Source organism: Enorma sp. (genome assembly GCF_982429025.1).
On record NZ_CEWCAA010000058.1, the window covers coordinates 1 to 11,888 of the forward strand.

The 11,888-nt window shown below is 64.8% G+C and carries 8 protein-coding genes; 5 read left to right on the top strand and 3 right to left on the bottom strand.

All coding sequences use genetic code 11. The features are described 5' to 3' along the window. Positions 1-233 precede the first annotated feature (233 nt). The 5 genes from AC1VS5_RS08600 to AC1VS5_RS08620 all read left to right on the top strand — a co-directional run bounded on the left by AC1VS5_RS08600 (position 234) and on the right by AC1VS5_RS08620 (position 6,691). A complete protein-coding gene (locus AC1VS5_RS08600; RefSeq protein ID WP_481218358.1) occupies positions 234-521 on the top strand; it encodes an ACT domain-containing protein in 288 nt (95 codons plus the stop codon). A 111-nt stretch (positions 522-632) separates the two neighbouring features. Further along, entirely contained in the window at positions 633-2,048 is a 1,416-nt protein-coding gene (locus AC1VS5_RS08605; protein ID WP_481218359.1) for a citrate synthase, read from the top strand. 26 nt (positions 2,049-2,074) lie between these two features. Next, positions 2,075-2,905 (top strand): Cof-type HAD-IIB family hydrolase, encoded by an 831-nt coding sequence (locus AC1VS5_RS08610; RefSeq protein ID WP_481218360.1) that lies wholly within the window; start codon positions 2,075-2,077, stop codon positions 2,903-2,905. Between the two features lie 226 nt (positions 2,906-3,131). Further along, complete coding sequence (locus tag AC1VS5_RS08615; RefSeq protein ID WP_481218361.1) at positions 3,132-4,955, top strand: NAD(P)-binding protein; 1,824 nt, start codon at positions 3,132-3,134, stop codon at positions 4,953-4,955. Beyond that, on the top strand, positions 4,949-6,691 hold the full coding sequence (locus AC1VS5_RS08620; protein ID WP_481218362.1) for a [FeFe] hydrogenase, group A: 1,743 nt from the start codon (positions 4,949-4,951) through the stop codon (positions 6,689-6,691). The genes AC1VS5_RS08615 and AC1VS5_RS08620 overlap by 7 nt, the downstream gene beginning before the upstream one ends. Positions 6,692-6,964: 273 nt before the next feature. Here the strand turns inward: AC1VS5_RS08620 and AC1VS5_RS08625 are convergent, their stop codons facing one another. The 3 genes from AC1VS5_RS08625 to AC1VS5_RS08635 are packed head-to-tail and all read right to left on the bottom strand — an operon-like array spanning position 6,965 to position 11,592. Further along, positions 6,965-9,811 (bottom strand): LuxR C-terminal-related transcriptional regulator, encoded by a 2,847-nt coding sequence (locus AC1VS5_RS08625; RefSeq protein WP_481218363.1) that lies wholly within the window; start codon positions 9,809-9,811, stop codon positions 6,965-6,967. Continuing rightward, positions 9,780-10,589: an ABC transporter ATP-binding protein gene (locus tag AC1VS5_RS08630; RefSeq protein ID WP_481218364.1), complete on the bottom strand. Its 810-nt coding sequence runs from the start codon at positions 10,587-10,589 to the stop codon at positions 9,780-9,782. The genes AC1VS5_RS08625 and AC1VS5_RS08630 overlap by 32 nt, the downstream gene beginning before the upstream one ends. A gap of 4 nt (positions 10,590-10,593) precedes the next feature. After that, the gene (locus AC1VS5_RS08635; protein ID WP_481218365.1) at positions 10,594-11,592 is read right to left on the bottom strand and encodes a hypothetical protein; all 999 of its coding nucleotides are present in this window, start codon (positions 11,590-11,592) and stop codon (positions 10,594-10,596) included. Positions 11,593-11,888 lie beyond the last annotated feature (296 nt).

Genomic DNA, 11,888 nt, shown 5'->3' on the forward strand with positions numbered 1-11,888 from the left:
GCCGAGCCCCGCCGGGTGGCAGCTCCACCGCCCGGAGCCCCCTCGGCAGCAGCCCTCCTGGGCCCCCTCCGCCGGATGCAGACCCCTCTACATGTTGCCCGCATGTTTCGCCGGTGTGGTTCTCCTGTGTTCCGCGCCGCTCGCCGCGCTGCTCCATTGCGCAAATGGGTATAGGTGAATCCATGCATCTACACCGCCCACGGGCCGGGGAGCCCGCGAGAGAAAGGCGCCTCATGGCAGAGAACGCATCCAACCGCATCGTCATCACCGTGCTCGGAAAGAATCGCCCGGGTATCGTCGCCAGCATCTCGCGCGTGCTCGGCGATGAAAACGTCGATATCCGCGATATCACCCAGAGCATCATCGAAGACATCTTCACCATGACGATGATCGCCGACATCTCCGCCACCGCGTCCGATTTCACCACGCTTCAGGAGCGCCTGTCTGCAGCGGGCGAGAGCATCGGGGTGAACGTGCAGATCCAGCGCGAGGACGTCTTCAACTACATGTACCGCCTGTAGAGCGAACGCTTCGCCAGGCTGAGCGCCGCGCCCGGGCACGAGCTGCGGCGCCCACGGCCCGCGCGATCGGTTAGGTCGCGCCGCCTCGAACCCGAATGGAGGTTGCTGCCCGTGAGCATGACCGAGATCAATCTGAGGCACCCGCTCATTGCCGAGCGCACAACGATCGACTTCGCCGAGACCCGCGAGGTCTCCCCTGCCACCAAGCGCCTGTATGACGGCGCCGTCATGGTTCCTTACGACGAGGAGCTCTTCCGCTCCCATGATGTTAAGCGAGGCCTGCGCAACGCGGACGGATCGGGCGTGGTCGCCGGCCTTACGAGGATCTCGGACGTGCATGGCTATCGTCGCGAGAACGGGACGCTTCTCCCAGATGAGGGCAAGCTCACCATATGCGGATACAACATCGAAGAACTCGTTGCCCATGCGCAGCAGGAGCAACGCTTTGGTTATGAGGAACTCGTATTCCTGCTGCTCACCGGCGAGTTACCGCGGCAAGACGAACTCGATGCCACCTGCGCGCGCATCGCAAGCCAGCGCCTGCTGCCCATGGATTACATCAACGAGTTCCCCATCACCACCAAGTCCAAGAGCATCATGAATGTGCTCGCGCGAGCCGTTCTCATGCTCTACGCCTTCGACGAAACCCCCGACGACATCTCCGCTCCGCACGAGATCGATGTGGCGCTCTCGCTCCTCGCCCGTCTGCCGCGCATCGCAGCCATCGCGCACAGCGTGCGCAACGCGGAGTTCGAGGGGCGCCGGGCGCACATCCCTCGGCCCAACCCGTCCTACTCGATGGCTGAAACCATCTTGCAGGTGCTCCGAGAGGGCGACAACTTCACCCACGACGAGGCAATGCTCCTCGATGTGATGCTCATGCTCCACGCCGAGCACGGCGGCGGCAACAACTCGACCTTCGCCTGCCGCGTTCTTTCGAGCTCCGCGACCGACGCCTATTCCGCCTACGCCGCGGCCATCGGCTCGCTCAAGGGCCCGCGCCACGGCGGCGCCAACTCCAAGGTCATGGCCATGCATGCAGATATCCGCGAGCACGTGCGCCGTTGGGACGACGACGGCGAGGTAGCAGGATACCTCATGAAGATCTTGAACCGCGAGGCGTTCGACGGCGCCGGCCTCATCTACGGCATGGGACATGCCGTCTACACGCTCTCGGACCCGCGCGCCAAAATCTGCCGCCAGTACGCGCGCAAGCTCGCGGAGCAGAAAGGACTGGGCGAAGAGTTCGCGCTCATCGAGCGCATCGAGCGCCTAGCGCCGCAGGTCATGCGCGACGTGCGCGGAACCGCCAAGCCCATCTGCGCGAACATCGACCTCTACACCGGCTTCATCTACAACATGCTCGGCGTGCCCGAAGACCTCTACACGCCCATCTTTGCCGTAGCGCGCACCGCCGGCTGGGCTGCCCATCGCATGGAGGAGATCTATGGCGCCAACCGCATCATCCGTCCTGCCTATAATTCTGTGATGGAGCAGGCGGAGTACGTTCCCCTCTCCGAGCGATAGGCAAGCGAAGCGAGGGCGAGGCAGCCGTGCCACACCAGAACTTGATCTTCTTTTCCGACCTCGACGGCACGTTTTTGACATCGAGGAAGGAGGTACCAGAGGGCAATCTAGCGGCGCTCGACGCCATTTACGAGGCGGGCGCCCAGTTCGTGCCGTGCACGGGACGGTCCCTTACCGCCATTCCCAAGGTGCTACTTAAGCACCCTGCCGCGCGCTATGCCGTGAGCGCGAACGGGGCAACGGTAACCGACCTCTCCACCGGCAAGGCCATACACCGCTGCGATCTGGGCCACGAGCGGACGCGGATGCTGCTCCAATTTGCCGAAGGTCGCGACGTCACCTTCGACCTCTTCGCGGACGGGCGCGTGTTCGAGCATCGCAAGACGTATGACCGGCTTGCCGAGTTCGCGGACGATCCCTACCAGCTTGAGCTCATGCGCTCCATTCGCACTCCCTTTGATGGGGAGACCGAGGCGTTCATGACCACGCTTGAGCACATCGAGCGCATCTCCTACTTCTGGTACGACCCCGCCGACTGCGCCGCGCTGCTCGAGGCAGTGCAACAGGTGCCCGATATCTCGGTCGTGCGCTCGGTATCCAATAGCATCGAGATCTCCGACGCGCGGGCCACCAAGGGCGAGGCGCTCTCATGGCTCTGCTCGCACCTGGGCATATCGCGCGCAGACGCCGTAGCATTCGGCGACAACATCAACGACATCCCGATGATCGAAGCGGCGGGCACCGGAGTGGCCGTGGCCAATGCCGAAGACGAGACGAAGAGCGCAGCCGACGCCGTGTGCGGTGCCAACAACAACGCGGGCGTTGGGGCTTTCATCATGCAACTGCTCGCAGAGTAATCCTGCTGCGCCCGCGCCATGAAACGCAGACACCGGGTGTCTGCGTTTCAACTTGCCTGCGGTGTCCGGATCTTGCCCGAAAGCGCGGCGCGAACAGAAATAACCCTTTGTCGAACAGTTTGACCGTTCGTCCGGTTGGGGGCTGCGGGACGGAACACGAGACAGTAATGTGAGTATTTAGGTGCAAAATACATCGCCAGCACCGCATGACAGAGGGGATAAGCATATGCTGTTTGAGAACGACAGCTCCTACGGCGCGTTGGGCGAAATGTGCTCCAACACAAGCCGACGTTTGGGAGCGAACGCCCGCGGCACCTGCCCCGTCGACATGACGCGCGCGCTCGTGGGCGTGGCGCACGCGCAAAGCTGCGGCAAATGCACGCCGTGCCGCGTGGGTCTGGGCGCCATGACCGACATGCTCGAGCAGATCATCGGCGGCACCGCCGATCCGGGCACGATCGAACGCCTTGAAGACCTTGCCGAGCAAATTCGCGTGAGCTCCGATTGCGCGGTAGGCTATCAGGCCGCCGAGCAGGTGCTCATGAGCGTGAAGGCCTTCCGCGACGACTTCGAATACCACGCCGCCACCGGAGGATGCCTTCGCAGCTCGAGCCAGGGCGTGCCGTGCGAGGTCAGCTGCCCGGCGCACGTGGACATCCCTGGCTACATCGCCCTTACCGCAGCGGGCCGCTACGACGAGGCCGTGGAGCTCATCCGCAAAGACAACCCCTTCCCCAGCGCATGCGCCTACGTATGCGAGCATCCCTGCGAGGAGACTTGCCGCCGCACCATGGTGGACGATGCCGTGAACATCCGCGGCATCAAGCGCTACGCCGTAGACCACGCGACCGGCCCGCGCGCGACCGACCGAGGCACCGCCACGGGCAAGCGCATCGCCATCGTGGGCGCCGGGCCCTCGGGCCTCACCTGCGGCTACTACCTCGCCCGCATGGGCCACGAGGTCGTCGCGTTCGAACAGCGCGAGAAGGCGGGCGGCATGCTGCGCTACGGCATCCCCAACTACCGCCTGCCCAAGAGCATCCTCGACGACGAAATCGCCTCCATCGAGGCCGCCGGCGTCGAGATTCGCTGCAACACCCCGGTGGGGCCGGACGGCATCACCCTCGAAGAGCTCCAGCGCGACTTCGACGTGGTCTACATCGCCATGGGCGCGCACGGCGACAAGAAGCTCCGCATGCCCGGGGAGGACGCCGAGGGCGTCGTGCCTGCCGTGCGGATGCTGCGCGAGATCGGCCTGGGCAACACGCCCGATTACACGGGCCTCGAGGTCTGCGTGGTGGGCGGCGGCAACGTGGCCATGGATGCCGCGCGCTCGGCGGTGCGCTGCGGGGCAAAGAAGGTCACCGTGGTCTACCGTCGCCGCGTAGCCGACATGACGGCACTGCCCGAGGAAATCGAGGGAACCATCGCCGACGGCTGCGAGATCGCCGACCTCATGGCCCCGCTCGAAGTTCTCACCGACGCGGAGGGCCGCGTTCGCGCGCTCAAGGCGCAACCTCAGATCATCGGCCCCGTGAAACGCGGGCGCCCCGCACCCGTGACCGCCGACCGCGAGCCGCATGAATTCCCCTGCCAGGTGGTCATCGTGGCCATCGGCCAGGATATCCAGTCCGACTACTTCGCCGACGAGGGTCTGCCCACGAGCTGGAAGCAGTTCGATGTGGACGAGAACCTTGCCGTGCCGGAGCATCCGGGCATCTTCTGCGGCGGCGACTGCATGCGCGGGCCCGCAACGGTGATCCTCGCCATCGCCGACGGCAAGAAGGCGGCGCGTTCCATCGATACGTACCTCGGCTTCCACCACACCGTATCGGTCGACATCAAGCTGCCGACGCCACGCCTAGACGACCGCGTGCCCTGCGGCCGCTCCGTGAACGGCGAGCGCCCCACCGAGGAGCGCGTGCACGACTTTGAGCTCGTAGAGTACGGCCTGTCGGAACAGGAAATCCGCCAAGAGACGCTCAGGTGCCTCAACTGCGACCACTTCGGCTGCGGCATCCTGCATGAGGAAGGACGGATGTCATGGTAGAGATCACAATCGACGGTAACGTCTACGAAGCCGAAGAGGGCGCCACGATCCTTGAGGTGGCGCGCGAGCACCGCGTGGACATCCCCACCCTGTGCTACCTGCGCGAGATCAACGAGATCGGCGCGTGCCGCGTATGCCTCGTGGAGGTCGAGGGCATCGACCACCTCGTGGCCGCGTGCAACAACGAAGTCACGGATGGCATGGTGGTCTACACCGACACGCCGCGCGTGCGGCGCGCCCGCGTGGCCAACCTGCAGCTCATCCTTTCGCGGCACGATCGCCGCTGCCCCACGTGCTTCCGAAACGGAACCTGCCAGCTGCAAGCGCTTACCGACCGCATGGGCGTCCACGAGGTGCCCTACACCACGTTCTTCGAGACCAAGCCCATCGACGCGCGGTTCCCGCTCGTGCGCGAGCCCGAGAAATGCGTGAACTGCCTGCGCTGCGTATCCACATGCCAGAAAGTGCAGGCGCTTGGCGTTTGGGACCTCGTGGACTCCGGAAGCCGCGCGCACGTGGACGCCGTGGCTCCCGACGACTGCGCTTTCTGCGGCCAGTGCATCGCCAACTGCCCCACGGGCGCACTTCATGAACGCGACGACACCGAGCGCGTCTTCGATGCAATCTTTGACCCCGACACGATTACCATCGCGCAGGTGGCGCCCGCCGTTCGCTCCTCCTGGGCAGAGCTCCTCGACTTGGGAGGCAAGCCGCCGACACCGGGCCGCATGGTCGCGGCGATTCGCCGCCTGGGCTTCGACTACGTCTTCGACACCGACTTCGCCGCCGACGTGACCATCATGGAGGAGGCAAGCGAGCTCATCGAGCATCTGAAGGAAGGCGCCGAGGGGCCCATGTTCACCTCATGCTGCCCCGGCTGGGTGCGCTTCGCGAAGACGCGCTACCCCGAGCTGGCGAAGAAGCTCTCCACCACGAAGAGCCCGCAGCAGATCTTCGGCGCGCTCGCCAAGACGTACTATGCCGAGATCCTCGGCGTGGACCCCGCAAAAATCTTCGTTGTGTCCTATATGCCGTGCGTCGCCAAGAAGATGGAGGCCGCCTACCCCGGCATGGACTCCACCGGCACCGGCCCGGACGTGGATGCCGTGCTCTCGGTCCGCGAGCTCACGCGCCAGCTTCGCCAACGCTTCGTAAACGTGGACCTTTTGGAAGAAGAGGACTTCGACCGCCCGCTCGGCGTAGCGACGGGCGCCGGACACATCTTCGGCGTGACGGGCGGCGTGATGGAGGCCGCGCTCCGCACCGCCTACAACTTTGTGACCGGCGAGAACCCCGACGCGGACGCATTCCATGAGATTCGCTCCGAAGGGCCCGAGCGCGGATGGCGCGAGAAGGAGTTCCAGCTGCTCGACCGTACGCTCCGCATCGCGGTGGCGAGCGGCCTTGCCAACGCAGACGCGCTCTGCCGTGCCATCGAGCGCGGCGAGGCGAGCTACGATTTCGTTGAGGTCATGGCCTGCCCCGGCGGCTGCGTGGGTGGCGGTGGCCAGCCCATCATCGAAGGGTTCAACCTTTCCGCCGACCGCGGCTGCACGCTGCGCATCATCGATGAGCAGAGCGAGCTGCGCTTTAGCCACGAGAACCCGGCGGTCAAGGCCTGCTACGACGACTTCCTGGGCGAGCCGCTCTCCGAGCGCGCGGAGGAGCTGCTTCATTCCGACCACGGAGACTGGGCCATGCCCTTCCGCGTTACGGCCGACGGCACCGAGGCATAGCCCGCGGACACACAGCGGGGCGCGCGACGGGACCAGGCCTCACCCAAAAGCGTCGCATAGCTCGTAGGCGAAGGCCTAATATCGATCTCGCCTTCGAGTTGTGCGACGCTTTGCGAACAAGGGGCGCGACCTCGAACGTATCGCGCCATGCTCTTGGCACCGCTTCAAACGAGAATGTGAGGCGTTGAGACCCGGTCTCAGCGCCTCACGCACGTATGGAATCGTAGACGCCTGGTGCCTACGATCCATTCTTCAGCAGGGATGCCCCTCGGCCTAGAGACGCTCCTCATAGCGCTTGAGGCGGCGCTCTACGGCATCGAAGAGCTCCGAGCGACCGTGAACGCTAAGTTTTGCGTATACGTGCCGCATGTGGGTTCGGACGGTGTTCAAGCTCACCGTGAGCTCGCGCGCGATACCCGCCGCCGTGTACCCTCGGAACAGGTACCCGAGCACGACGCGCTCGGCATCGGTCAGCCCCGAACCCTCGAGCGCCGTGTCGAGGAACCCAGCAGTACGCCGCGAGAACGCCAGGCGCCGCCGATAGCTCGCCATCGTACTCGCAAGCGCCCACGCACCGCAAACCATACCGATAGCGACCAGCGCGACAACCGAGCGAACGGAACCTTGCGGCTGGAGCAACGCATCGACGAGCACACCGCCACTGCACCCAAAGCCAAGAAGCCACGGCATGGCAATGGGAGAGAGCACGTCGAGCAGAGACCGCCCTGCACGTTGGGCGAAGCGCACTGTCTGCATCGACACATACAGCACAGCCGAAAGCGTCGTGCCGTGCAGGACAAGATGCCATGCGAGCGACGACGCCAGGCGCCATGGATGCAAGGCGAGATACGACCCGTTCAGCAGCTGGAAGAGCATACCGCAGGACACGCCTGCCACCACCAGCGCCGCGCCGCGCACGAGACCGATGCGAAGCGAGAAGGCCCGCGGCGAAGTTCGAGGCTCCCCGCTATGCGGGACGCTCTCCCCAGGTATGGACGAATCGGGGACAGACGCGCACGAGCACGCGTGGACCACCATGGCAGCAATGCAGACAATGCCGCAGCTGAGCACAACCGGCACCAGCGCATCAAAGCAAACAGCGCACCCGAACGCCAGGGATGATGCCATGGGAACAACAACGAGCTCCCGCAGCGGCAGGGCATCGCGCCACAGGTTCCAAAGCGCCTGGAACGCAAGCGCAACCGCAGTAAACCCCGAGATACAGGCTACGAGGGAAACCGTGCCCCTCCCGATGCGATGCACTGCGGCCCAACTCAACCCGCCCGGAGCGAAAGCAAGCGCCGCAAAGACCAGTATTGCAACGACCTGCAGCCACATCACGCCCGAAGCCTTTATACGAGGTGAACGGGCGGGCGAGGAGCTCCCTGTCACCCCGCCGCAGGCTCCTCGAGAAGCCGTGCTCGACCGACTATCTCCCACGCCCGCCCACGTGAGGGAGGCAATCATCACCAGCAGGGCTATGAGGGGAGCCGCTTCCCCATGGAGCGACCAAAACGATTGAGCAGAGCCCAACCAGGGCAGGACGAGGGCCTCGGCAAGGAGGGACCAACTCATGAGACTCAAAGCCGCAAAGACGCGTTCGCCATGCAGGCGCGCAACAATCTCATGCAGCAGCGGTGGACTCGCCGCATCCTCGGTGGTATGCGACGCTCCCTCCCCCGCGGCAGCATGCACCGTGCCCCCGCCCTCGGCGAACGCCGCCCCGCCAGCATTGATGCGCGCGCGAGCCTCTTGGCGCGCGCCCGCAGCGGCCTCTCGCCGCACCGCCTCGAGCGCCTCGGCACGCGATGCGACGCCGAGTTTTACATAAGCTCGTGCGGCATAGGTACCAGCCGTGGATTTCGTTATGCCCTCCGCTTGGGCAATCCGCGCAAGGGAGCGTCCTTCGGCCATGGCGGCAACGACCGCCTCTTCGCGCGGCGTGAAATCGTGATGCCGGGCGAGCCGGGCGCATGCGCCCCGCACTTCGGTGGCCTTGCAATCGAGAAGCTGACCAGGTGCCGAATGCCCACCATCTTTTTGGCCACGATCGGACGGAATGCAAGCCCCATCTGCCCCGCCCATACCGGCTCTCGAGCGCATCCAAACCGCCTGGACGATAAGGAGCACCATGCCGGAGATTTCGAATACCAGCAACGTCGCGGGCTCATTCGCCTCCATCCCGAACGACCGCGCCAATGAGGTTGAAAGCACGACGCCGACCGGTAGAAAGGCCGCACCCGCGCTTTGGCCGTCTGCAGACGCGGAAAGACGGTGCATCGCGAACAGCCAGATGCACGCGACGGCCGCAAATGCAAGCGACGCCCCAAAGGATGCGAGGGACGCTCCCAAGGGCACCCCGCCCAGCATCCATGAGCCGCATGCAGAGAAGACGGGCAGGATGAGCGCGCCGCGCCAATGGGGAACGCGGCAGATATGCGCCAACGCGGCGACCGCGCACCAGCAGCACACGGCGGACCACGCTGCGACCACATGCAGGTCGGGAGAGGCCCACTGGACAACCCCAGCGACGTTTACCCGCGCACTTGATAGCATCGCAGCATGGAGAGAGACGACCGAAAGGGCGACGCAGCAAGCTGCGAGCGGCGAGCGCCTCACCGGCAGATGCGGCGGCACTTCAAACGCCTCATCTTTCCCCTGCCCCGCGCCCAAACACGCGCTCCCGGCATCGCACGAGAAAAGCGAGACCGCGAGAGGCAGCCACAGCGCGCATCCAACAAGCAGGAAGAGCGATCCCCATAGCGCGCTTCCGCGTAGAAGGAGGATAAACGCAGGCAGCACGACAAGAAGGCCGCTCTTCCAAAGCCGCATGCCGAAACGGAACAGAGCCCGGCGAACTGGGACGGCGAGCCACCATGCCGCCAGCAAGGCAAGCATGAGAAGCCCGGCAACATCGGCGCACGACAGCCAAGAAATCACGGGGAGACCGACATTCCAGCCGACGATCGCAAAAGGCTCGAACGACCAGCCCCAAAGACCGGTCATCGCAACGATCGTAAGGAGACAGAACGCAGCGCGCGAGACCGCCATCGGCATGCGGCACCGGCGCAAACGGGCATCGCAAGCCTTATCTCGCATACGCTGCAGCATGTTCGACATACACGCTCTCAAGATGCTCGACATTCGTCACCTCAAAGCACGACCCATCGATAAGCATATACGCCTTGTCGCACACGAGCGAGAGCTCATGCAGCAGATGGCTCGAAACCACCACGATTGCCCCGGTCGCCGCAAGGTGGCGGAGCGCGGCACGCATCTCTATGACCGCGAGCGGGTCGAGCCCGTTCATCGGTTCATCGAGCAGATAGAGGGCCGGCTTGCCGAGCATGGCTTGGGCAAAGCCCAGCCGCTTCCGCATACCCTGCGAGTAGCGCCCCACCCGCGTGCGCGAGCTAGGATTCAGGCCCACGCGCGCCATGGCATCGCGCGCCGCCGTCTCCGCCGATTGCGGCGACATCCCAGCGAGGCGCGCGAGACTGCGAAGGTTTTCTGCACCGGTACGGTCGTCGTCAAACGGCGGATGCTCGAACATGATGCCGCAGGGCACACGCTTCCGTCCACCTAATGGCGCGCCGCATATGGACCCCACGCCGCGCTGGGGACACAGCAGCCCCGCGAGCACGTTGATGAGCGTCGTCTTGCCGGCGCCGTTCGGCCCCATAAGGCCGACTACCTGGCCAGGCGATGCGGTGAAATCGACACCATCGAGCACGACCGCCCCACGAAAGGAAACGCCGATCTCCTTGAGCCAGATACCTTGTCGCGCGCCGGGCGCGATGTCCGCGGTGCCGGCGCCGGACGCTCGGTTAGCACCGGGTGCGACGGTCGCGCGCACCGCCGCCCCTGCTGTGCGCGCGTGCTTTCCCAACGGTCTCATATCCTTATCCCCTCCCGTGCCGCACACGGCGCTTGAATCCTGGCAGCCCCGCGTTGCGCAACGATGCCGCGAGCACCGCGCACGAGGCGATAAGCATCACACCGATCATTGCCGTGAGCTGGGCGAAGCTGTTGATGGGAAACGTCATATCCACGTATTCCGTGTGCTCTGCCGCAGCAATCGCCTCCCCCGCAAGCTGCCCCGCCTGCATTTGGAAGAACCCGGCACCAAGCCGATAATTTGCAAGGCTGAATCGATCCGCCACCCAACCCACAGCACTCCGGCCGCCCTCCAAGCCAAACGCCACCGCAATCGATGCTCCGATATCTCCGAGCATGTTGAGCAGCACCACGACGAGGCACCCGCCCACAATAGGCGCCAACCTGGTGCGGCACCGCACGCCGAAAGCCATGACCACGAGCACGATCGCTGTCTCGATGATGGAAAACGCGCCCACAAGCACCGCGAGCACGGCAGGATACGACCACCCAGCGGGTATGGGGCTCCACATGCCCCACGTCGTATACTCCGGCCCGCGCGTCGATAACCACGCAGGAACGCTTCCATCACCGAGCGGTAGTCCCCGCTGCAGCGCGCCCGTCGCGAGCGAAAGCGCGAATAGCGCGACGACGCAGCCGGAGCAGAGCACAAACGCGGCAAGCACCTTCGCTGCCGCATAGGATGAACGCCTCGTGCAATGCGACACGATAAGCAAGCGGCTGCTTTCATGCGCATCGCGCGAGACGAGATCGCCAGCGAGCACGATGCACGCGATGGGGAGCGCAGTGCTCGCCTCGACGTTGAGCGCCATGTAAAACGCGTCGAACGCGGTCGCGCCGGAAAGCACGGTTGCGCCCTCGTACGCCTGCTGCATCGCCACGGTGTCGATGACAGCAAGCGATGCCTGAACAATCGCGACCAGTATGCCGAACACGAGCGCCGTACGCGGCAAGGTTAGCGTGCGCTCAAGCTCATAAGCCGTTAGACGCATGATTTCCGCCATAGCGCCCACCTCCGATCCCGAGCAACGCTGCCGTGAACCATTGCGGCAGCACCTACGCTTACTGCTACCATCGCGACCGCAACGAGCAGCACATCGAGCAGATAGGGCACAACCAGGCGAGCGTCTCCCAGAGGAAGGCCCGCGATGAACCCGAAGAGATCGGGTGGGGCCCATGTGCTGGGCAAGCTGCACGACCATAACGCGCTGCCCACTGGGGTAAAGCACTGTATCGCCCAAAGCGCCGGCCAGAAAACCATGGCGAAAATCGGACGGGGGACGGCGAGCGCGATGAACCC

Bases quoted from the DNA above. Each gene is read 5' to 3' on its own strand.
- AC1VS5_RS08635 (WP_481218365.1), bottom strand. From the start codon at position 11,592: ATGGCGGAAATCATGCGTCTAACGGCTTATGAGCTTGAGCGCACGCTA.
- AC1VS5_RS08625 (WP_481218363.1), bottom strand. From the start codon at position 9,811: ATGTCGAACATGCTGCAGCGTATGCGAGATAAGGCTTGCGATGCCCGT.
- AC1VS5_RS08615 (WP_481218361.1), top strand. From the start codon at position 3,132: ATGCTGTTTGAGAACGACAGCTCCTACGGCGCGTTGGGCGAAATGTGC.
- AC1VS5_RS08620 (WP_481218362.1), top strand. From the start codon at position 4,949: ATGGTAGAGATCACAATCGACGGTAACGTCTACGAAGCCGAAGAGGGC.
- AC1VS5_RS08630 (WP_481218364.1), bottom strand. From the start codon at position 10,589: ATGAGACCGTTGGGAAAGCACGCGCGCACAGCAGGGGCGGCGGTGCGC.
- AC1VS5_RS08600 (WP_481218358.1), top strand. From the start codon at position 234: ATGGCAGAGAACGCATCCAACCGCATCGTCATCACCGTGCTCGGAAAG.